Source organism: Mobilicoccus caccae (genome assembly GCF_030161635.1).
Taxonomy (GTDB): domain Bacteria; phylum Actinomycetota; class Actinomycetes; order Actinomycetales; family Dermatophilaceae; genus Mobilicoccus; species Mobilicoccus caccae.
Genome location: NZ_BSUO01000001.1, coordinates 1,102,623 through 1,124,055 on the forward strand (window position 1 = coordinate 1,102,623; position 21,433 = coordinate 1,124,055).

General features: G+C 70.8%; 18 protein-coding genes, 1 tRNA gene and 2 pseudogenes. 9 read left to right on the forward strand and 12 right to left on the reverse strand.

Going from position 1 to position 21,433, the window contains the following annotated elements; translation table 11 throughout:
• Window positions 1-405: 405 nt before the first annotated feature.
• The 3 genes from QQK49_RS05435 to QQK49_RS05445 all read right to left on the reverse strand — a co-directional run bounded on the left by QQK49_RS05435 (window position 406) and on the right by QQK49_RS05445 (window position 1,341).
• The gene (locus QQK49_RS05435; protein ID WP_284303059.1) at window positions 406-837 is read right to left on the reverse strand and encodes a hypothetical protein; all 432 of its coding nucleotides are present in this window, start codon (window positions 835-837) and stop codon (window positions 406-408) included.
• 150 nt (window positions 838-987) lie between these two features.
• Window positions 988-1,061 (reverse strand) — tRNA-Arg (locus QQK49_RS05440).
• 34 nt (window positions 1,062-1,095) lie between these two features.
• Window positions 1,096-1,341 carry a hypothetical protein gene (locus QQK49_RS05445; protein WP_284303060.1) on the reverse strand — a complete coding sequence of 82 codons (246 nt, stop codon included), beginning with the start codon at window positions 1,339-1,341 and terminating at the stop codon, window positions 1,096-1,098.
• An 869-nt stretch (window positions 1,342-2,210) separates the two neighbouring features.
• Here QQK49_RS05445 and QQK49_RS05450 point away from each other — a divergent pair.
• From QQK49_RS05450 to ettA, 4 genes are all read left to right on the forward strand, one after another.
• Window positions 2,211-3,341, forward strand: a complete 1,131-nt coding sequence (locus tag QQK49_RS05450; RefSeq protein WP_284303061.1) for a hypothetical protein — start codon at window positions 2,211-2,213, stop codon at window positions 3,339-3,341.
• Window positions 3,338-5,029 carry a GTPase gene (locus QQK49_RS05455; RefSeq protein ID WP_284303062.1) on the forward strand — a complete coding sequence of 564 codons (1,692 nt, stop codon included), beginning with the start codon at window positions 3,338-3,340 and terminating at the stop codon, window positions 5,027-5,029. Before QQK49_RS05450 ends, QQK49_RS05455 begins: the two co-directional genes overlap by 4 nt.
• Before the next feature lie 134 nt (window positions 5,030-5,163).
• Window positions 5,164-5,607 (forward strand): single-stranded DNA-binding protein, encoded by a 444-nt coding sequence (locus QQK49_RS05460; RefSeq protein ID WP_284303063.1) that lies wholly within the window; start codon window positions 5,164-5,166, stop codon window positions 5,605-5,607.
• Window positions 5,608-5,700: 93 nt separating this feature from the next.
• Window positions 5,701-7,383: an energy-dependent translational throttle protein EttA gene (gene ettA, locus QQK49_RS05465; protein WP_284303064.1), complete on the forward strand. Its 1,683-nt coding sequence runs from the start codon at window positions 5,701-5,703 to the stop codon at window positions 7,381-7,383.
• Window positions 7,384-7,563: 180 nt separating this feature from the next.
• Here the strand turns inward: ettA and QQK49_RS05470 are convergent, their stop codons facing one another.
• Both QQK49_RS05470 and QQK49_RS05475 read right to left on the reverse strand, forming a co-directional pair.
• Entirely contained in the window at window positions 7,564-7,776 is a 213-nt protein-coding gene (locus QQK49_RS05470; protein WP_284303065.1) for a hypothetical protein, read from the reverse strand.
• Between the two features lie 46 nt (window positions 7,777-7,822).
• The gene (locus tag QQK49_RS05475) at window positions 7,823-8,719 is read right to left on the reverse strand and encodes an acyl-CoA thioesterase (RefSeq protein WP_348536099.1); all 897 of its coding nucleotides are present in this window, start codon (window positions 8,717-8,719) and stop codon (window positions 7,823-7,825) included.
• 43 nt (window positions 8,720-8,762) lie between these two features.
• Between QQK49_RS05475 and QQK49_RS05480 the strand changes: the two genes are divergently transcribed.
• Window positions 8,763-9,215, forward strand: a complete 453-nt coding sequence (locus QQK49_RS05480) for an acyl-CoA thioesterase (RefSeq protein WP_284303066.1) — start codon at window positions 8,763-8,765, stop codon at window positions 9,213-9,215.
• Window positions 9,212-9,832, forward strand: a complete 621-nt coding sequence (locus QQK49_RS05485) for a DUF8185 domain-containing protein (RefSeq protein ID WP_284303067.1) — start codon at window positions 9,212-9,214, stop codon at window positions 9,830-9,832. The genes QQK49_RS05480 and QQK49_RS05485 overlap by 4 nt, the downstream gene beginning before the upstream one ends.
• Window positions 9,833-9,915: 83 nt before the next feature.
• Here QQK49_RS05485 and QQK49_RS05490 read toward each other — a convergent pair whose 3' ends face one another.
• The 5 genes from QQK49_RS05490 to QQK49_RS05510 form a co-directional block, all read right to left on the reverse strand.
• Window positions 9,916-10,455, reverse strand: coding sequence for a hypothetical protein (locus tag QQK49_RS05490; protein ID WP_284303068.1), 540 nt, complete (start codon window positions 10,453-10,455; stop codon window positions 9,916-9,918).
• 206 nt (window positions 10,456-10,661) lie between these two features.
• The gene (locus tag QQK49_RS05495) at window positions 10,662-11,081 is read right to left on the reverse strand and encodes an acyl-CoA thioesterase (protein WP_284303069.1); all 420 of its coding nucleotides are present in this window, start codon (window positions 11,079-11,081) and stop codon (window positions 10,662-10,664) included.
• Window positions 11,078-12,805 (reverse strand): glycoside hydrolase family 13 protein, encoded by a 1,728-nt coding sequence (locus QQK49_RS05500; protein WP_284305829.1) that lies wholly within the window; start codon window positions 12,803-12,805, stop codon window positions 11,078-11,080. The genes QQK49_RS05495 and QQK49_RS05500 overlap by 4 nt, the downstream gene beginning before the upstream one ends.
• Window positions 12,806-12,883: 78 nt before the next feature.
• Window positions 12,884-13,318: a globin gene (locus tag QQK49_RS05505; RefSeq protein WP_284303070.1), complete on the reverse strand. Its 435-nt coding sequence runs from the start codon at window positions 13,316-13,318 to the stop codon at window positions 12,884-12,886.
• Window positions 13,319-13,378: 60 nt separating this feature from the next.
• Window positions 13,379-14,383 (reverse strand): mechanosensitive ion channel family protein, encoded by a 1,005-nt coding sequence (locus QQK49_RS05510; RefSeq protein ID WP_284303071.1) that lies wholly within the window; start codon window positions 14,381-14,383, stop codon window positions 13,379-13,381.
• A gap of 422 nt (window positions 14,384-14,805) precedes the next feature.
• Between QQK49_RS05510 and QQK49_RS22610 the strand changes: the two are divergent.
• Both QQK49_RS22610 and malQ read left to right on the forward strand, forming a co-directional pair.
• Window positions 14,806-14,967: pseudogene (locus tag QQK49_RS22610) on the forward strand (hypothetical protein); the annotation flags it as partial.
• A 218-nt stretch (window positions 14,968-15,185) separates the two neighbouring features.
• Window positions 15,186-16,697 carry a 4-alpha-glucanotransferase gene (gene malQ / locus QQK49_RS05515; protein ID WP_348536100.1) on the forward strand — a complete coding sequence of 504 codons (1,512 nt, stop codon included), beginning with the start codon at window positions 15,186-15,188 and terminating at the stop codon, window positions 16,695-16,697.
• On the opposite strand, the gene QQK49_RS05520 is transcribed toward malQ, so the two are convergent.
• Both QQK49_RS05520 and pepN read right to left on the reverse strand, forming a co-directional pair.
• On the reverse strand, window positions 16,685-18,040 hold the full coding sequence (locus QQK49_RS05520; RefSeq protein WP_284303072.1) for an MFS transporter: 1,356 nt from the start codon (window positions 18,038-18,040) through the stop codon (window positions 16,685-16,687). The genes malQ and QQK49_RS05520 overlap by 13 nt on opposite strands.
• A pseudogene (gene pepN, locus QQK49_RS05525) lies at window positions 18,018-20,583 on the reverse strand (aminopeptidase N). The gene QQK49_RS05520 and the pseudogene pepN overlap by 23 nt, the downstream one beginning before the upstream one ends.
• Window positions 20,584-20,769: 186 nt before the next feature.
• Here pepN and QQK49_RS05530 point away from each other — a divergent pair.
• A complete protein-coding gene (locus tag QQK49_RS05530; RefSeq protein ID WP_284303073.1) occupies window positions 20,770-21,375 on the forward strand; it encodes a mycothiol-dependent nitroreductase Rv2466c family protein in 606 nt (201 codons plus the stop codon).
• Window positions 21,376-21,433 lie beyond the last annotated feature (58 nt).

Sequence of the window (21,433 nt, forward strand, 5' to 3'; positions counted from 1 at the left end):
ACCAAGAAATACTGCGCCGTCCACACCGCATCGGTCACATCGGGTGTGTGTGTTTCGTGCCACGTAGGGCTTGCCGGGTTCGTCTCCCGCTCAGGCCGACCGGCCGCTGCTTGTTCAGTGACCAGCAGGTATCCGAGGGGGATGTCCGGTCGGTACATGCACACAACCGGGTGGCAGTACAGGTCAAGAGGTGACCACGATGTGGACGCTTCTGTCCGCGTGGTGATTCCGGAGGCCGGACGGAGGCCTCCCGGCACCCTTGTATGGATCCCTGGGGGGCGCCCTGCTCGGTGCCTTCACTTCGTTCCAATCGCCTGTGACCGACGGCGCTCCCGGCCCGGCGGTCGGGTGGGGCCGCGGTCGGGTCCGGGCGGGGGACTCGGCCGGCGGTCGATCGCCGACGGCCTACGGCAGGGTGAGCGAGCGCAGTGCCGCGGCGGCGGTGGTGTACTGCTGGGCCTGCGCCGTCGAGAGGCCGGCGTCGGGGCCTCTGCTGAGCACGGTTATCCGGTCGAGCAATGCGGCCAGTCGAGTTGTCGCCTCGCGGGTGACACGCGCCATCAGAGCCGCGGCCTCGCCTTGGGCATGCAGGTACGACATCTCCGACACCGACGTGTCGACGAGCCATGCGGCGATCTCGGGGCGGTCGAGAGGGTCGGCAGCCTCGACCCAGGCCCGTGCGAAGTCGAGCCAGGGCTGCGCGTCGTCGGACAGGGCGTGGTAGTCGAGGTGCTCGGCGACGAAGCGGGGTCGTAACCGGGCGGCGTGCACGGCCGCCTCCTGGACGTCCCCGTCGCTCACCAGCGCATTGATCGCAGCCACGGCGTCGCGTGCCATCACTTCACCCACCCGTCGGAGATCTCACCCGTGTGCGTGGAGCCTACGGCTACGACTGTCCTGCCCTTGGTGGTGAGGGTTAGAGCCCGCCCCCGTCGGCGGCTTCACGTCGTTCCAGTCGCCTGTTGCTTCTGCCGTCGGCGCCTTCGGCGCCCCCGGCAGGACTCGAACCTGCGACCTAGAGATTAGAAGGCTCTTGCTCTATCCAGCTGAGCTACGGGGGCAACGCCGAGATTCTAGACGGCCGCCCCGTCGGGTTCAGTCCTGCAGGAAGCCGGCGCGACGCAGGAGCTGCTCCGCGTACGGGTCGCACGACCCCGAACGCAGGTAGCGGGCGCGCTCGGCGAACAGCCACGCCTGGGGATCGGTGCGGCGCAGGACGCCGATGACGGCCGCGCCCTGACGCGCGGCGGCGCCGACGACGAGGTCGCCCATCGCGACCGGGGCAGCAGGAACCTCAGTCTCGAAGACACGGGTGTCGAGGAGGGTGGTGGACGTGCTCATGGCAGGGCTCCTTCCGTGGGCCGGACGCCGTCCTGGCTGGGCCCCTACAGGGGTGGGGCCCTCCGGTATCGCACCCATCGGACGCCCGACCGTGATCGTGAGGCGTTTCTCGCCCTTCGGTCTCGAATGGGTCACGGCGCGGTGACCGGGCTCCCAACCGACACCTCCGAGGCACGCCAGGGGCACGCCGGGAGGCGACCGGCCCGGCCACGCCGGTACCGTTGTCCAGCAGCGGCGAAAGGGTGAAGAGTGACCGACGAATCGGACGAGGGCACGTCCCTCGAGGAGCGCGGCCCCGTCGGCGGCGACGCGCGACTGCTGGAGTCCGTCAAGGCACTGCGCGCGAACATCGCGGACACGCGTCTGCCGCTGGAGGCCGTCGACGCCGAGCAGGCCCGGCGCGACCGCACCGAACTGCTCGACCAGTTCGACGACTACATCATCCCCAGGCTCGTCGACATCGACGCGCCCCTGCTCGCGGTCGTGGGCGGCTCCACCGGCGCAGGCAAGTCCACCCTGGTCAACACCCTCGCCCGCCGGGTCGTCAGCCGCAGCGGGGTCCTACGCCCCACCACCCGCGCCTGCGTCCTCGTCCACCACGCCGACGACGCACGCTGGTTCACCACCCCCGCGTCCTGCCCCACCTCACCCGACTCAGCGGCGAGGACGGCACCGGCAACGACGACCCCTCGGCCCTGCGCCTCGCCGTCGCCGACGGACTCCCGCCCGGGATCGCGCTCCTCGACGCCCCCGACATCGACTCCGTGGTCGCCGGCAACCGCGACCTCGCCCGCCAACTCCTCGGCGCCGCCGACCTGTGGCTCTTCGTCACGACCGCCTCGCGCTACGCCGACGCGGTCCCGTGGGAGATGCTGCGCCGATCCGTCGAGCGCGGTACGTCGGTCGCCATCGTGCTCGACCGCGTCCCCGATGGCGCGAGCGAAGAGATCGCCGAACACCTCGGCGGGATGCTGGTCGACGAGGGCCTGACCAACTCACCGGTGTTCGCGCTCGCCGAGACGACGTTGGACGAGCAGGGACTCCTGCCGGAGCCCGATGTCGCGGACCTGCGGGGCTGGCTCTCCCGCCTGGGCGAGGACCAGCGTGCCCGAGGACTCGTCGTGCGCCGCACCCTGGACGGCGCGCTGGACTCCCTCTCCGCACGGGTCGATCGACTCGCCGAGGCGAGTTCGACACAGGTGCAGACGATCGAACAGATGCGCGCCGTCGTCGACGTCGCCTACGCCGAGTCGATCGAGGGCGTCTCGACCGGCATGAGCGACGGCACACTCCTGCGGGGTGAGGTGCTCGCCCGCTGGCAGGAGTTCGTCGGGACGGGCGAGTTCCTGCGCCAGATCGAGGTCGGTTTCGGCCGGCTGCGCGACCGCATCACCGCCGCCATCAAGGGACGTCCGGCGCCCGCCACCGAACTGGGTCAGGCCCTGCAGTCCGGCGTCGTCGACCTCATCATCGCCCACACCGAGGACGCGAACGCCACGGTGGCCAAGCGCTGGCGCACCATCGCCGGGGCCGACGACGTCCTCGCGAAGAATCCCGAGATCGCTACTGTGCCTGATGGATTCGAGGACGACGTCCAACGCCTGGTGCGCGACTGGCAGCAGGATCTGCTCGACCTCGTCCGCAGTGAGGGCAAGGACCGCCGCACCACCGCCCGGGTGCTGTCGATGGGCGTCAACGCCGTCGGGGTCGTGCTCATGCTCGTCGTGTTCAGCCACACCATGGGCACTCTCGGTGGAGCCGAGGTCGGCATCGCCGGCGGGTCGGCGGTCGTGGCACAGCGCCTGCTCGAGGCCATCTTCGGTGACCAGGCCGTGCGGACCCTCGCCGCCAAGGCCCGCGGAGACCTCCTGACCAAGGTCGCCGAACTCCATGAGGCACAGAAGGATCGGGTCTTCGCCGTCACCGACCGGATCGACGTCGACCCCGCCGGACCGGGCCGTCTGCTCGACGCCGCGGCCGACGTGGCGGTGGCCCGATGAGCCGCCGTGGACGTCGCGCCACGGCCCCGAGCCCCGAACAGCTCAAGGACGCCGTCGCCGGGTTGATCGCCGCCATCGACGAGGGCGGTGACCAGCTGCCGCCGGAGCGTGTCGCCTCGGCCCGCAAGATCCTGCGCAAGGCCTCCGAGCGGCTCGAACTCGTGGGCAACCACACCGTCGTCGCGCTCGCCGGCGCCACCGGCAGCGGCAAGTCGAGCACGTTCAACCGGCTGGTCGGGTCGGCCGTGTCGACCGTGGGGATGCTGCGCCCCACGACCACGACGATCAGTTCGGCCGTGTGGGGATCGGACCCGGCCAACGACCTCCTCGACTGGATCGGTTCGGCCTCGCGCCACCGGGTCAGCCCCGAGCGCGCCGAACGCAGCGGCGCCACCGAGCACCTCGACGGACTCGTGCTGCTCGACCTCCCCGACGTCGACTCCCACCGGGTGGCGCACCGCGCCGAGGCCGACCGGGTGCTCGGACTCACCGACGTGTTCGTCTGGGTGACCGACCCCCAGAAGTACGCCGACGGGATCCTGCACGAGGACTACCTGCGACGGATGCGCGCCCACGAGGCCGTGACCCTCGTCGTGCTCAACCAGGCCGATCGGCTCGCCCCCGACGAGGCCGCCGCGTGCCGGACCCACCTGCGCGAACTCCTCGCCGACGACGGTCTTCCGAACGCCGAGGTCATCCTCACCTCCTCGCGCACCGGGCAGGGACTGGACGAGCTGCGGGGCGCCCTGGCCGGAGCCGTGCGCGCCGCGACCGCAGCCCGCGTGCGCCTCGTGGGTGACCTGCACACCGAGGCCGAGGCGCTGCGCGCGTACGTCGGCGACACCGAGCCCACCGTGTCGTCCGAACCCGACGCCGCGCTGGTCGCCGCGCTCGCGAGGACGGCGGGGGTGCCGATCGTGCTGGACAGCGTCGAGCGCGACTACCGCGCCCGTGCATCCGTGCACACCGGGTGGCCGTTGACCCGCTGGGTCGGCGGCATGCGGGCCAACCCGTTGCGGCGGTTCCGCCTCGATCGGACCGTCCTCGGCGCCGAGGGCGCGAAGCGCCGCAAGCAGACCGAACAGGACCAGGAGATCGGGGCGGTGCTGGCGCGCTCCTCCCTCCCTGAGGCCACGCCGGCGGCCCGGGCGGCCGTCGCGACGCTGCGGCGCCGACTCGGCACCAAGGCGAGCCAGGGGTTGCCGGCGCTGTGGGCCGATGCGGTGGAGATCGCGACCGGCTCCGACGAGGACGATCTGGCCGACGCCCTGGACCAGGCCATCGTCGGCACCCCACTGCGAGCCCGCAATCCGGCGTGGTGGTACGTCGTCGGGGCGCTGCAGTGGATCCTCGTGCTGGCCGCCCTCGGCGGACTGTTGTGGCTGATGCTGCTGTGGGCCATGAGCGCCGCTCAACTCCCGCTGCCCGACACCCCCACCTACTCGGGCATCCCCGTCCCCACCGGACTCCTGCTCGGCGGCCTGGTCGCCGGGGGATTGCTGGCGTTGGTGTGCGTGCCGTTCGTGCGCATCGGCGGGCGGAGGCGTCGCCGCAAGGTCGAGAAGCGGCTGGGCGGTGCCATCGCGGGCGTGGCCAAGGCGCGCCTGCTGGACCCGCAGAACGAGATCCTCGGACGGCATCGACGCACGCGCGAGAACCTCGACCGCGTCCTCGCGACGCGTCGCTGAGTCCACACCCCGGCGCGCCGGGTCGCGGCGTCCACAGGTGCGCTCGAGGGTCGGCCACGGGCCCGGGGTTCGTACGAGCCTCGGTGCATCGGTCGCGTCCGCGGCCGGTGAGCCCAGCGCCGAGGAGCCTGCTCATGAACGACATGTACGTCACCGTCTGCGGCAACACCACCTCAGACCCCACGCCCAGGACCACCTCCCGCGGGGAGCCCATGGTCACGCTGCGCATCGCGTCGACGCCGTGGCGGTACGACTCCGAGCAGCGGCGGTACGTCGATCTGCCGACCAACTACCTTGACGTCGTCGCCTACCGACACCTCGCACGCCATGTCGCGGCCTCGGTGGGCAAGGGAGATCCGATCGTCGTCCACGGCAAGTTGCGGGTGAAGCAGTGGGAGAGGGACGGCCGCACGGGCACCAACGTCGAGATCGAGGCGGCGACCCTCGGGCACGACCTGGCGCGTGGCGTGTCGTCCTTCGCGCGGTCCAACCAAGGGGCGCCGACGCGGCCCGATGCGCCGGTCGTGTTCGATCCCGGGACGGCGGACTCCGACGACTACGTCGTCCGGAGCGCCTGAACCGGTCGTGGGGTGAGGGGGCCGCCCCGAGCCCCCGCACCCCTGCCGGAGCACGATTCGGAGCCAGGGCCGCGGGCCGATAGCCTTCGGCCCATGGCCGAGTTCATTTACACCATGACGAAGGCGCGCAAGGCGGTCGGCGACAAGCTGATCCTCGACGACGTCTCCATGTCGTTCTATCCGGGCGCCAAGATCGGCGTCGTCGGACCCAACGGCGCCGGCAAGTCGACGATCCTCAAGATCATGGCCGGCCTCGATCAGCCGTCCAACGGCGAGGCGCGACTCTCCCCGGGGTACAGCGTGGGCATCCTCCAGCAGGAGCCTCCGCTGAACGAGGAGAAGACCGTCCTCGGCAACGTCGAGGAAGGCCTCGGCGAGATCAAGAGCAAGGTCGACCGGTTCAACCAGATCTCCGCCGAGATGGCCGAGCCCGACGCCGACTTCGACACGCTCATGACCGAGATGGGCAAGCTCCAGGAGGACATCGACCACGCCGACGCGTGGGACCTGGACTCCCAGCTCGAGCAGGCCATGGACGCGCTGCGCTGCCCGCCCGGCGACGCCGACGTCACGGTGCTCTCCGGTGGTGAGCGTCGCCGCGTCGCCCTGTGCAAGCTGCTGCTCAGCAAGCCCGACCTGCTGCTCCTCGACGAGCCCACCAACCACCTCGACGCCGAGTCGGTCAACTGGCTCGAGCAGCACCTCGCGGCCTACCCGGGCACCGTCCTGGCCGTCACCCACGACCGGTACTTCCTCGACAACGTCGCGCAGTGGATCGCCGAGGTCGACCGCGGACGCCTCTACCCCTACGAGGGCAACTACTCGACGTACCTCGAGAAGAAGGCCGCGCGTCTGCAGGTGCAGGGCAAGAAGGACGCCAAGCTGCAGAAGCGCCTCAAGGACGAGCTGGAGTGGGTGCGCTCCAACGCCAAGGCCCGCCAGACCAAGTCGAAGTCGCGTCTGGCGCGGTACGAGGAGATGGCGGCCGAGGCCGAGCGCACCCGCAAGCTCGACTTCGAGGAGATCCAGATCCCGCCCGGCCCCCGTCTGGGTTCGACGGTCATCGAGGTCCAGGACCTCAAGAAGGGCTTCGGCGACCGGGTGCTCATCGAGGGGCTCTCGTTCAGCCTGCCCCGCAACGGCATCGTCGGTGTCATCGGCCCGAACGGTGTCGGCAAGACGACGCTCTTCAAGACCATCGTGGGCCTGGAGGAGCCGGACTCCGGCTCGGTCAAGGTCGGCGAGACGGTGCAGATCAGCTACGTCGACCAGTCCCGTGAGGGGTTGGAGGCGAACAAGACCCTGTGGGAGGTCGTCTCCGACGGTCTCGACCACATCCAGGTGGGTCAGGTCGAGATCCCGAGCCGCGCCTACGTGAGCCAGTTCGGCTTCAAGGGCCCGGATCAGCAGAAGAAGGCGGGTGTGCTCTCCGGTGGTGAGCGCAACCGTCTCAACCTCGCGTTGACGTTGAAGCAGGGCGGAAACCTGCTCCTGCTCGACGAGCCGACCAACGACCTCGACGTCGAGACCCTCGGCTCCCTCGAGAACGCCCTGCTGGACTTCCCGGGTTGTGCCGTGGTCATCAGCCACGACCGGTGGTTCCTCGACCGCGTCGCGACGCACATCCTCGCCTACGAGGGCACGGAGGAGAACCCGGGCGCCTGGTACTGGTTCGAGGGCAACTTCGAGTCGTACGAGAAGAACAAGGTGGAGCGACTGGGTGAGGAGGCGGCGCGTCCGCATCGCGTGACGTACCGCAAACTCACGCGCGACTGACGAAGGGCGAGGCCGGAGGTAGGAGCGCAGCGCAGCGAGCATCCTGCCGGAGGTCGAGGTCGAGGAAGTGCGCAGTCAGCACGCGCGACTGACGCCTCTCTGTCACTTCACGACGGGGGTGGCGTTGAAGCCGGAAGCTCACGGCTTCGGGCTCAACGCCACCCCCGTCGTCAAGCCCGTTCAGTCGATGTCGAAGAGCGAGTGCTTGTCGTAGAAGGTGAGCACGAAGCGGCATTGGCGGCAGATCTTCAGCGTCATGCGGTGGCTCGTGAAGCCCCATCGCGACTCCTGGCGGGACTCCTCGGTCTGGAACTCCAGGCAGCCGCACAGGGGGCAGCGCAGTGGGGGAGGTCCTGGGGGCCGCCGGTCACCGACGTGGTCCTGGATGCTCATGGCGTCCATCCTGCCGTGGGGGACCGACCCCGGACAGGAGTTCTCGCTACTGCTTGAGCCGGAGCATGCCCTCCTGGGCGACGGTGGCGACGAGGGTGCCGTCCTCGCTGAACATGTGGCCGAGCCCGAGGGCGCGCCCGCCTTGGGAACTGGGGGAGGCCTGGGTGTAGAGCACCCATTCGTCGGCGCGGGTCGGGCGGTGGAACCACATCGCGTGATCGAGGCTCGCGGCGCGGATGCGGCGGTCGCTCCAGGCGAGGCCGTGGCGACGCAGCGCCCCTTCGAGGAGGTTGTAGTCGGAGGCGTAGGCCAGGACGGCAGCGTGGATGAGGGCGTCGTCGGTGGGGATGGTGCCGTCGGCACGCAACCAGACGCTCTGCTCCGAGGCGGTCTGCCGGCGCGGATGCGCGTACAGGTGACCCTGGCAGTGGCGGAGGTCGATGGGGCGGGTGCGGGCGATGTAGTCGCCGACGGGATGCCCGAGCGTGGCGAGGTCCTCGGCGTCCGAGCGCAGGGTCTCCGGGTCGGGTACCGCCGGCATGAAGGTCTGGTGGTCGATGCCGTCGGAGTCGGTTTGGAAGGAGAAGATCATCGACAGGATCGGCCGGTCGGACTGGATCGCGTGGACGCGCCGGGCGCTGAACGACGAACCGTCGCGGAGGCGTTCGACCTCGTACCGGATGGACTGTGCCGGATCGCCGGGGCGCAGGAAGTACCCGTGCAGGGAATGCAGGTGCCGGGGTGGGCCGTCGAGCTCCCCGACGGTGCGTCCGGCGGCGACGACGCTCTGTGCGACGACCTGGCCGCCGTACACGCGTCCGTGGGCCTGGGGTTGGCTGCGGCCCTCGTAGACGTCGGCGTCGACGGCGTGCGGGGTGAGGTCGAGCACGTCGAGGAGGTCGGCGAGCGGGTCGAAGTCCTCGGGAGGCAACGTCAGATTCACACCCCGAAGACTAACCGCCGGGGCTGCTGGCAGGATCTCGACCATGAGCGCACCGCATCTCGTCGAGATCTCGCTGAGGTGGTCCGACATGGACGCCTTGGGTCACATCAACAACGCCACGTTCCTCACCCTTATCGAGCAGGCCCGCATCGAGGCCCTCTCGGCCTGGTTCGACGGGTCGCCCATCGTGGGGTCGGGGTTCCTCGTGGCCGGGCAGGAGATCGACTACCTGGCGCAGTTGCGGTACCGCCCGACGCCGGTCGAGATCGCGGTCTGGTGCAGCAAGATCGGCGCGTCGAGTTTCGAGGTCGCCTCCGAGGTGCGGGATCCGGCGTCCGCGGGTCGTGAGCGCTACGCCGTGTCGGCGACGGCGGTCGTGCGGTTCGACCCGGAGGCCGGACATCCCCGCCGGTTGGTGGAGGCGGAGCGCGCCGTGCTGGAGCGGTACTCAGGCGAATCGGCCCCACTCCGGCGCCGCGTGCGGAGTGAGCGGTGAGCGGCACCGACGGGCACGTCACGCTCGTCGACGCGGAGGACGTCGCCGACCTCGGCACGTTCCTGGCCCGGGCCCGCCGTCTCGACGCGTCGGCCGTGCGGTTGCACGCCCAGGGCGCGGTGCTGGCGGTCACGGTGTGCGCGATGGAGGGCCACGGGCTCATGGGGGAGGGGACCGTCCTCGGGCTGCGGGCGTTCGCGTTGGCGGAGCCCGCCTCCTGCGACGTGGTCGTGGGGATCGACGCCGTCCAGGACCGCCTGGCGCGCCTGCGTTCCGCGGACAGCCCCGGACCGCAGCGGGTCGCGCTCCCGCCGGTGCCGGTGATCGTCCCCTGGGCCGGCCTGGCACCGCCCCGCAGCGGCTGGGAACCGAGGGGGCAGTTGGCGGGAGAACTCGTGGCGCAGGTCGCGCAGGACGGCATCGCGGAGGTCGCCTCGGTCAAGGATCCGGCGACGCGGGATGCGGTGTGGCACCGCGCACTTCCCGACTCCGGCGTGCCGTCGGGGGCCGCGCTCGCGGTCCACGCGCTCGGGTTCACGGCGCCGCAGGTCCAGATCTTCGGGCACGGACGCTGGTGGCGTCTCTCGACGCCGAGCGGCCACGTCCTCTGTCGCTAGAGGACGTGGCCGCCGGTCGAGCGGGTGGGCCGGTCACGCGGTCACCGCGTCGGAGTGGCGGTGGATCTGCGCGACGCCGAGCCTCAGTGGAGGAACGAGGGCGCGACGCGCCGCCACATGCGTCCCAGTCCGAGGTACTCCCAGGACGCGGGGATCGTGGCGATGACGAGCATGACGATCGCATCGGTGAGGTGGTCGTCGAGGAACGGGTTGCTCGTGGTCGGAATGGACGCGCCGTACATGAAGAGGTACATGACGGCGCCGCAGAGGGCACCCACACGCGCACCCATTCCCAGGATGAGCGTCAGTCCGATTCCGGCCAGTCCCGCCATGAACAGGAAGTCGATGAACGCGTTGCCGGCCATTCCCTGGTAGAAACCGGCCAGCGGACCTTCGACCCGCGAGAGGAATCCCGTCGTGGGGCTGCCGCCGTTGAGCCAGGCCCGCTCGGGCGGGGTGGCGAAGCCCAATCCGAAGGTCTTGTCGATGAAAGCCCAGAGGAAATAGAAACCGAAGGCGATACGCATCAGGCCGAGCATGAAGCCACCGAGTGTGGGCAGCACATGCGCCTCGGATGCGTGATCGATCGGACGATCGATGTCGTGGTCGGACGTCGTACTCATGTCGTTCACCCCTCTTCATAGGGGCGGCCCCCGGCCACGCCGTCTGTGGTCCGAATGGTCCGGAACATGATCCGAATTGTCCGGACCAACTCCACGGTAACGGATCGTTCGGTACATGCCTCTGAGGCTGATGCGGATGCCAGGACTTTGGACCCGGTGAATGTCGCGATGCGATAGGCGCGACCGATGTGCAGGACGCCGACCGATCAATCCGACTCGCGCGGGATCAGATACCGCTCGAGGATCGCGCGATAACTCGGCTCCAGCGCAAGGGGGCGATGCGTGTCGGGGTCGAGCAGGACCATGACGGCGTGCAGGCGCACGCACCGGTGTCCTTGCTGGAGGAGTTCGTGCCCCACCGTGAACGAGGTCACGCCGATCCGCGAGATCCACGCCCGTCCCGTGAGCTCGGGGCCGTAGTGCACCGCCCGATCGAAGGAGACCTCGAAGGAGCGCAGCACACGCGGACGGTGCGGCCCGGGCGCCGGCAGACCCCACGCCTTCAACGCCCGCACCCGCACCTCCTCCACGAGCGTGACGAGTCGCGCGTTGTTGACGTGGCCGTTGATGTCCTGATCCGACCAGCGCACCTGCACCTCACAGGCGTACGGCTCGACCGTGCTCACGGCCGCAGCCCGATCCAGACGGCGGTGTCGGTGGGGAGGCGGCCACCCTCGAGCGGCCCGCTGGCGACGAGGACCTCGCCGGGAAGCTCGACCGGAGACGACGAGAGGTTGACGACGACACCGGTGTGCGCGACGCCGTCGTCGCCGCCGAGAGCGAAGGCGACGACGTCGTCGGGCAGACCCGTCAGAGGGGCGATCCCCGCCCACCCGAGGCCGCGCTCGCGACGCACCCGCAGCAGCGTGCGGTAGAGCTCCAGCGTCGAGCCCTCGACGCCCTCCTGCCGGTCGACGGCCAGCTCGGCGTAGGAGGCCGGCTGCGGCAGCCAGGTCCGACCGGTGGTGTTGAACCCGGCGGCAGGAGCGTCCGCCTCCCACGCCATGGGGACGCGGCACCCGTCCCGCCCGACGTCCTCACCCATCGACCGGTGGTGGGACGGATCCTGACGCACCTCGTGCGGGAGGCTCGTGTGCTCGGGAAGGCCGAGCTCCTCGCCCTGGTACAGGTAGGCCGACCCGGGTAGCGCCAGCATGAGCGTCGTGGCCGCACGAGCCCGCCGCAGCCCGACGACCTCATCCGGCTGGGGGTCGTCGGCCGCGATGCCGTGCGGACGCGGCGTGCCGACCGGCAGTCCCAGACGCGAGGCGTGACGGACCACGTCGTGGTTGGACAGCACCCACGTGGTCGGCGCGCCCACGGCGTCGTTGCCCCGCAGCGACTCCTCCACGGCGACGCGCAGGTCCTCGGCCCGCCAGGCCGCGTTGAGGTAGTGGAAGTTGAACGCCTGGTGCATCTCGTCTGGCCGCACGTACAGCGCCGCGCGTTCCATCGGCTCGACCCACGCCTCGGCCACGAGGATGCGCTGCCCGTCGGGGTCGACCGACCCGTCGGGGAGGTGGCGCGTGTACTCGTCCAACGTGCGCCGCCACGCCCGGTAGACCTCGTGCACGCCGTCCTGGTCCCACATCGGCGCGTCACCGGTGCGGATGTCCTCCGCGCCGGCCATCTCCGCCATCGCGTCCCAGTCGGGCAGCCCCGCCCTCTTGACCAAGCCGTGCGCGACGTCCACGCGGAACCCGTCGACGCCGCGGTCGAGCCAGAACCGCAGCACCGAATCGAACTCCTCCCACACCTCGGGGTTGGTCCAGTCCAGGTCGGGCTGGGTGGAGTCGAAGAGGTCGAGGTACCACTGGGCCTTGCGCTCCACGGTGCCGTCGGCCGCCATCACGGCGGGGTCGGCCTGCGTCCACGCCGACCCCCAGAACACCGACTGCCAGTCGTTCGGCGGCTCCTCGCCGCGCTCACCACGTCCCTCGCGAAAGATGTAGCGAGCCCGCTCGCGTGAGCCCGGCTCGGCCTCGAGCGCCGCCTGGAACCACGGGTGCTCGCTGGAGGTGTGGTTCGGCACCAGGTCGACGATGACCTTGAGGCCCGACTCGTGGGCGCGCTCGATCAACCGGTCGGCGTCGGCCAACGTGCCGAACAGGTCGTCGATGTCGCGGTAGTCGGCGACGTCGTACCCCGCGTCGGCCATCGGCGAGCCGTAGAACGGCGAGATCCACAGGGCGTCGACCCCCAACCGGGCCAGGTACGGCAGCCGGGCGGTGATGCCCGGCAGGTCGCCGACCCCGTCGCCGTCGGCGTCGGCCCACGACCGTGGATACACCTGGTAGATCACGGCATGACGCCACCAGGCCTCGTCGGAACGGCCGGGGGCGTGGAACATCTGGAGGGTCGACTTCGTCACGACTCCAGTGTGTCAACGCGTGCGCACGGGCTCCTGCGGCGGGGGCCGCGGGCCTTCTCAGCGCAGGTAGTCCCCGACCGGGCCGTCATGAGGGGCAGAGCCGCCCTCGGGGGCGTTGACCATCGAGTGCGCCGCGCGCGTGAGGTAGTCGACCAGCGTGTGTGTCGCCGCCGCGTCGAGGTCGAGCGTGTCGACGGCGCCGAGCATGTGGTGCAGCCAGCGGTCGCGCTGGCTCGGGGTGACCGCGAACGGCATGTGCCGCATGCGCAGCCGCGGATGTCCACGTTGCTCGGAGTACGTCGTCGGGCCACCCCAGTACTGCTCCAGGAACATCCGCAGACGCTCCTCCGCCGGGCCGAGATCCTCCTCGGGGTACATCGCCCGCAACTCCGGGTCGCCGGCGACGCCGCGGTAGAACTCGTGGACGAGCTTCGCGAACGTCTCGTGGCCACCCAGGCGGTCGTACGGGGTCGGCGCAGTGTTGTCGGTCACGTCCGCCATCCAATCAAACGAGGGGTCGGGGCGACGAGGGGCGGTCGCGTCGGGCGCGGCTCACGGCGCCGGGGGAGTCGGGCCCTGCTGCATCGCTCCCGGCACGTAGATCGGGCCCCGGACGCCGGCCCGGTGCAGGGCCGTCTTGCACCGCTCGCGGATCTCGCGCTGAGCACCCCAGTGCTTGTTCGGTGCGCACTTGGCGAAGATGCGGATCGTCATGGTGCCCGCCGTGATCGACTCGATCCCCGCCACGTCGGGCTTCTCGAGGATCACCGACTTCCACGCGGGGTCGGCGAACAGCTCGGTCATCTGCTGGCGCAGGATCGTCATGGCCTTCTCGGCCGACTCGTCGGAGGCCACCGGGATGTCGACGACCGCCGTCGTCCACCCCTGCGACCGGTTGGCGATGCGCAGGATCTCACCGTTGCGCACGTACCAGACGACGCCCTCGGCATCGCGGAGACGGGTGACGCGCAAGGTCACCTCCTCCACCGTGCCCACGACGTCTCCGGTGTCGACGATGTCGCCGACGCCGTACTGGTCCTCGAGGATCATGAACGTTCCGGACAGGAAGTCCTTGACCAGGCTCTGCGCGCCGAAACCCAGGGCGACACCGCCGACGCCGGCCGAGGCGATGACCGGCGTCATGTCCAGGCCGAGCTCGCGGCCCACCATGAGCGCCGCGATCGACCACACGACGATCGAGGCGATGCTGCGCAGCACCGACCCCAGGGTCGTGACACGCGCCTTCTGACGCTCGGTGGCCACGAGACCCGACTGGGAGATGGCCCGGCCGGCCTTGCGCCCGTACCGGCGCAGCATCGGCAGTTGGGCGGTGGGGGTCGCCTCGACCGCCCCCATCGTCGTCGTGTCGCCACTGGCCCGGCTCGCGACGATGGAGTCGACCAGGCGATTGATCGCCCGGTGGATGAGCCATCGGATGATCCAGGCGCCGAGCAGGATCGTCAGGATCGCCAGCGGGACCCCGAGGAACCATTCGGCCGCCTTCTCCCACGTCATGCCATCGAGCACGGTGAGGACGGTTCGAGTGTTGTCGGGCATGGCCCCCAGTCTCGCAGCGCAGTCTGGACCTCACCTGGCGATTGTCGACACCGCAGGTCAACGCGTCGCGAATCCGCCTGGTGTTCCCGCCGAGCCGCGCGCCGGTGTGCCCGAATAGGATCGTCCGTGGCCCGCCGCCCCCGATCGAAGGCACCCTCGTGAACGACTCCTCCCTCCCGGCCGATCTCGCGGAGCTCGCCCGCGCCTACGGCGTCGCCACCGACTACTGGGACTGGCAGGGCGAGCACGTCTCCGTCCCCGCCGCCACCGTTCGCGTCGTCCTGTCGGCCCTCGGGGTGGACGCCTCGGACGACGCCGCGACGCGTGGCGCCCTGGAGGACGTGCCGCTGCGATCCTGGCGCCGGCGCGTGCCCGCCGTGCGCGTCGTCACCGAGGGCGACTCCACGACGATCCCGGTGCACGTGCCCCACGGCGACGCCGTGCGGGTGTGGATCGAGGTCGAGGGCGTGGGGGAGCGGCGCGAGTTGCGGCAGACGCCGCAGTGGACCGACCCGCGGGTCGTCGACGGCGAGCTGACCGGCGAGGCCACCTTCGAGCTCCCCGCCGACCTCCCGCTCGGGTGGCACACGATCCACGTCGAGCACCACACCGGGGTCCAGACCGGCGCCGTCGTCGTCACCCCGCGGACGCTGCACCTGCCTCCGCGCATCGACGCCCACGGGGCGGCGGGCCTCATGAACCAGCTCTACTCGGTGCGGTCCCAGCACTCCTGGGGCGTCGGTGACTTCGGAGACGTCGCCGAGCTGGGGCCTGGGCGGCCCGCGCCCTGGACTCCGACTTCATGCTCATCAACCCGGTGCACGCCGCCGAGCCGAGCGCGCCCATGGAGGCCTCGCCGTACCTGCCGACGTCGCGGCGCTTCGTCAACCCGCTCTACATCCGGGTCGAGGACGTCCCCGAGGTCGCCTACCTGTCGGTGGGCGACCGGGCCGAGGTCGAGCGACTGGCTGCGAAGGCCCGTGAGCTCAACGACTCCGACCGGATCGACCGCGACGCGGCCTGGACGCTCAAGGAGCAGGCGCTGCGCATCGTGCACGCCCATCCGATGTCGACCCGGCGCGCGGCCCTGTTCGAGGCCTTCTGCGAACGGGAGGGCCAGGGGCTCGTCGACTTCGCCACCTGGTCGGCCATCGTGCGGACCCACGGCACGCAGACCTGGCCCGAAGGAGTAGAGACCTCCGCGGGCGACCGCGTCGCCGAGGTCCGCTCCGAGCTGGCCGACGAGGTGTCCTTCGCGATGTGGCTGCAGTGGGTGCTCGACACCCAACTCGCCACCGCCCAGCGCGAACTGACCGAGGCGGGCATGTCGCTGGGCGTCGTGCAGGACCTGGCGGTCGGCGTGCACCCCACGGGGGCGGACACCTGGTCCCTCGGCGACGCCTTCGCCCGGGGGATCACCGTCGGCGCTCCGCCGGACCCCTACAACCAGCGTGGTCAGGACTGGGGCCAGCCGCCGTGGCGCCCCGACCGCCTCGAAGAGCTCGCCTACGCGCCGTTCCGCGACATGGTGCGCGCCGCGCTGCGTCACTCGGGCGGACTGCGGATCGACCACATCATCGGGCTGTTCCGCCTGTGGTGGGTGCCGGCGGGGGAGTCGCCGCTCAACGGCACCTACGTGCGCTACGACCACGACGCGCTCATCGGCATCCTCATGCTGGAGGCGGCGCGCGCTCAGGCCCTGATCATCGGTGAGGACCTCGGCACCGTCGAGCCGTGGGTGCGCACCTACCTCAGCGAACGCGGCGTGCTCGGCACCTCGATCCTGTGGTTCGAGAACACCGAGGACGGCACGCCCCGCGACCCGAAGGACTACCGGCGGCTCTGCCTGGCCTCGGTCACCACCCACGACCTGCCCCCCACGGCGGGCTACCTCACCGGCGAACACATGCGGATCCGTGAGGAACTCGACCTGTTCACCCGTCCCGTCGAGGTCGAGCGGCAGGCCGACGAGGCCGAACGGGAGCGGATGATGCAGGCGTTGCGCCGTCGCGGGCTCCTGCCGGAGGCCGGCGCAGACCTCTCCTCCGATCCCGGCGAGCGGTTGCGGTCCACGGTCGAGGCGCTGCACCGGTACGTGTCGGCGACGCCGGCCGCGCTGGTCGGCATCGCGGTGCCCGACCTCGTGGGCGACCGGCGCGCCATGAACCAGCCGGGCACGCACCTCGAGTACCCCAACTGGCGACTCTCGCTGGCCGGCCCGGACTCCCGCCCCCTGATGCTCGAGGACATCGTGTCCTCACGGCAGGTGCGACGCCTGGCCCGCGCCGTCGACCGGGGCGATCACTCGGGCTGACGGGCCGCCGGTGGGCGCACCGGCAGGAGCAGGAGCAGACCGAGGGCCAGGACGAGCACGATGCCGAGGATGCCCCAGTGCTGGGCGCCGGATCCCTCCACCGCCGTGCCGAGGGCGATGGACGCCGAGAACAGCAGGGGCGCGAGGAAACTCACGGCTCGACCGGTGGTGGCGTAGAGACCGAAGATCTCGCCCTCCCGGCCCTCGGGGATGAGGCGGGCGAGCAGGGAGCGTGACGCCGACTGGGCGGGGCCGACGAAGATGCACAGGATGAGGCCGAGGACCCAGAACATCCCGGCGCCGCGGTCGTGCAGGAAGAAGATGCCGAGTCCCGCGGCCACCATGGCCGCCAGCGAGAAGATGATCAGCCTCTTGGGTCCGAGGCGGTCGTCGAGGACGCCGAACGCGATCGTCGCCAGCCCGGCGACGACGTTGGCGGCGATGCCGAACATGATGACCTCGCCGGGCGCGAAGCCGAAGGTGCCCTGGGCGATCACCCCACCGAAGGTGAACACGCCCGCGAGCCCGTCGCGGAAGACCGCCGAGGCGATGAGGAAGAACAGCATGTGCGGGTGCTCGCGGGCCAGGCCGGTGACGGTGCGCCACAGGGCCTTGTAGGACCCGACGAGGCCGAGCCGGTCGGCGCGATTCTCGCGCCCCCGCCGCTCGTCGCGGACGGCGAACAGCACGGGGATCGCGAAGATGGCGAACCAGATCGCCGACAACAGGACGGCCACCCGCACGTTGAGGCCGTCGTCGTGGGTGACGCCGAACCAGCCGACCTCGGGCTGGATGAACCCGACGAAGAGGATGAGCAGCAGGACGATGCCGCCGATGTACCCCGCACCCCATCCGATGCCGGAGATGCGACCGATCGTGGCCGGGGTCGAGACCCGGTGCAGCATGCCGTTGTAGTTGACGGTGGCGAACTCGAAGAAGATGTTGCCGGCGGCGAGCAGACCGATACCCCACCACAGGAACGACGGGTCCGGCCGCACCGTGAACATCAGGGCCGAGAGCACCACGACGATCGCGGTGTTGACCCCGAGCCACAGCGTGGCGCGCCCGGCGCGGTCCGCGCGCTGACCGGTGATCGGTGCGAGCAGGGCGATGGCCAGACCGGCCAGGGTCATCCCGATGCCGAGGGCCGACTGCGTGCTCGCCGCGTCCCCGAACCCGCTGCTGGTCAGGTAGACGGTGAAGACGAACGTCGTGATGACGGCTTGGAACGCGGCCGAGCCCCAGTCCCAGGCAGCCCAGGCCGCCACGCGACTCTTCGGCGGATGCACCGGCGTGACCTGCGTCGACACGGCGGAGTCCTCAGCGCCCGCCGGCGGCGTCACGCGCCTGGGCGGTGAGGGCGCGTTCGACCGCGTCGCGGCGTTCGGCGACGAGTCTGCGCAGCGCCGCGGGCGCGTCGCCGTTGTCGGCCAGCCAGGTCTGCGAGGCCTCCAACAGGGCGGCGTCGGCCAGGGGGAGCGGGTGGAAGCCCTCGACGATCGACTCGACGATGGCCGTGGTGCGCTCCTTCGCCATCGGTCGCAGCATCTCGTGGTAGCGCGCGGCGTACGGCCGGAGGATCTCCGGGTCGTCGCCGCACCGCAGGAATCCCGCCGCGGTCGCGTCGAGCATGGCATTGGGCATGGCGACCTCCCCGATCGCCGCCCAGGCGGCGGCCTTGGCCTCGGCGGTCGGTCGCGCGGCCCGGGCCAGCGCCGCGCGCTCGCGACCGGTGGCGGTGGCGTCGCGGCGTTCCTCCGCGGCGATGACGTCGTCCTCAGCCCGTCCCCCTCGGCGAGCGCGGCCACGAGGGTCCACCGCATCTCGGTGTCGACGGCCAGGCCGTCGGGGACGTCGATGCCCTCGAGCCACCCCTCGATGAGGTCGAGGTCCTCGGGTGCCGTGGCGTAGGAGGCGAACGCGGTGACGAGTTGCAGTTGCGCGTCGCTGCCCGGCGCGGCGGCCAGGGCGTGCTCGCGCAGCCGGCGTGCCGTGGTGGCGAGCAGCTCCCGGCGTCGGGCCGGGTCGCTGTACAGGCGGACCGCGGTGGCGAGCCGGGCCAGGGAGTACCGCATCCCCGTGGAGTCGAGGTCGGTGCCGAGGACCTCGAGGGTGAAACGGGCGTAGTCGTGGGCGGACAGGTCGGCGTCACGCGCCATGTCCCACAAGGCGGTCTGGACGATGGCCCGCGGCAGGCTGTCCAGCGCGGCGGGATGCTCGAGCACCGTGCGCAGCGAGACGTCGTCGAGCCGGACCTTGGAGTAGGCCAGGTCGTCGTCGTTGAGCAGCATGAGATCGCCTCGGCGCAGGCCGACCAACGCCTCGACGTCGGTCACCTCACCGGCTACGTCGATCTCGACGCGCTCCCGCCGGGTGAGGGTGCCGCCGTCGATGTCGTAGACGCCGATCGCCATGCGGTGGGGGCGCAGGTGCGGGTGCGCCTCCGGAGCGCTCTGCTCGACCCGCGCGGCGGTGACGACGTCGTCGTCGTCCACCTCGAGGATCAGCCGCGCGGTGGTGACGCCCGCGGTCTGCAGCCACAGCCGGGTCCACTCGGACAGATCGCGTCCGGAGGTGGCCTCGAGCTCGGTGAGCAGGTCGGGCAGGGTGGTGTTGCCGTAGGCGTGCCGCGCGAAGTAGGCGCGCAACCCGTCACGGAACGGCCCCCGCCCCACGTAGGCGACGAGCTGCTTGAGCACCGAGGCGCCCTTGGCGTAGGTGATGCCGTCGAAGTTGGCGTTGACCGCCTCCAGATCCCGCATGTCGGCGGCGATGGGGTGCGTGGAGGAGAGCTGGTCCTGCTGGTAGGCCCAGCTCTTGTCGGAGGTGGCGAACGTGGTCCACGCCTCGGTCCACCGGGTGGCCTCCGCGAGGGCGGTGGTGGCGGCCCAGTCGGCGAACGACTCGTTGAGCCAGAGGTCGTCCCACCAGCGCATCGTCACGAGGTTGCCGAACCACATGTGCGCCAGCTCGTGCAGGATCGTGCCCGCGCGACGCTCGACGACGGCCTCGGTGACCTTGGAGCGGAAGATGTAGGACTCGCGGAAGGTGACGGCGCCGACGTTCTCCATCGCCCCGGCGTTGAACTCGGGCGTGAAGATCTGGTCGTACTTGTCGAACGGGTAGGCCAGGCCGAACTCCTTCTCGTAGAAGGCGAACCCGCGCTTGGTGATGTCGAAGATCTCGTCCGCGTCGAGGTACTCGCGCATGGACCGGCGGCAGTAGAGGCCGAGGGGCACGGTGCGGCCGTCGCCGGTGCGCACGGAGTCCTCCACCCGCTCGTACGGCCCGGCCACGATGGCGGTGACGTAGCTCGACAGCCGTGGGGTGGGGGGAACGTCCAGGTGGCACGTCCCGCGTCGGTCGGGGCCGGCTGCGGGGTGGGTTGGCACGAGATGACGGTCCAGTCGGCCGGCGCGGTGACGACGAACGTGAACGGCGCCTTGAGGTCGGGCTGCTCGAAGACGGGGAACGCACGCCGCGAGTCGGGGACCTCGAACTGGGTGTAGAGGTAGGTCTGCTCGTCGACCGGGTCGACGAAGCGGTGCAGGCCCTCGCCGGTGTTCATGTAGCGGCCGGTCGCGCGCACGAGGAGGTGGTTGGTCTCCGCCAGGTCGGGCAGGGTGATGCGGCTGTCGGAGAAGTGCTGCGCCGGGTCGAGGTTGCGGCCGTTGAGGACGATCTCCTCCACCGAGGGACCGACGAAGTCGAGGAACGTGTCGGCGCCGGGCTCGCGACAGGTGAACGCGATGGTGGAGGTCACCGGAAAGGTGTCGCAGCGGACGTCACCCGCCCCGCTCAGGTCGAGATCGACGTGGTGGGAGTCGATGTCGAGGAGTGCGGCCCTGGCCTGGGCCTCGACGCGCGTGAGGTTGTCTGCGGGCATGCCATTCCTTCGTCGTCGGGGCGGGCAGCACATCGACGTGCTCCGGGGATCCGGAACGTCTCACCCCGACTGCCTGCGTTCGTGAGCATCTTCCCACGGGGCACCGACAACGCATCCGGACTGCGGAAACCGCCGGTGGCGGGGCCGGGAGGAGCGGCGTGCACGACCCCCTGGCAGCATGGAGGCATGAGCGATTCTGTGCGGATGTGGTTCGACCCCGTGTGCCCCTGGGCGTGGATGACGTCGCGGTGGCTGCTCGAGGTCGAGAAGGTGCGCGACGTCGAGGTCGAGTTCTCGGTCATGAGCCTGTCGGTCCTCAACGAGGGGCGGGACCTCGACGAGGACTACCGCGACCTCATGACGGTCGCCTGGGGCCCGGTGCGGGTCATCATCGCGGCGGCCCGCGACCACGGCCCGCAGGTCGTGCGAGGCCTGTACGACGAGATGGGCACCCGCATCCACCTGCAGCGTCGCCGTGACGACCTGCCCGCCGTCATCGCCGAGTCACTGGAGGCGATCGGCCTGCCCGCCGACCTCGCGCGGTACGCCGACTCGGACGAGGTCGACGAGGCGTTGCGTGCAAGCCACGCCGAGGCGATCGACAAGGTCGGCGACGACGTCGGGACCCCCGTCGTCGCCGTCGGTGACGTGGCGTTCTTCGGCCCCGTCGTCTCGCCCGCGCCCAAGGGTGAGGACGCCGGACGCCTGTGGGACGGCTGCGTGCTCGTCGCCGGAACGCCGGGGTTCTTCGAACTCAAGCGCAGCCGCGACGTCGGTCCGATCCTCGACTGAGCGGGACGCAGGCTACCGGCGAGTTCGGTTCGGGGACGGGACTTCCGTCTGTTGTCAC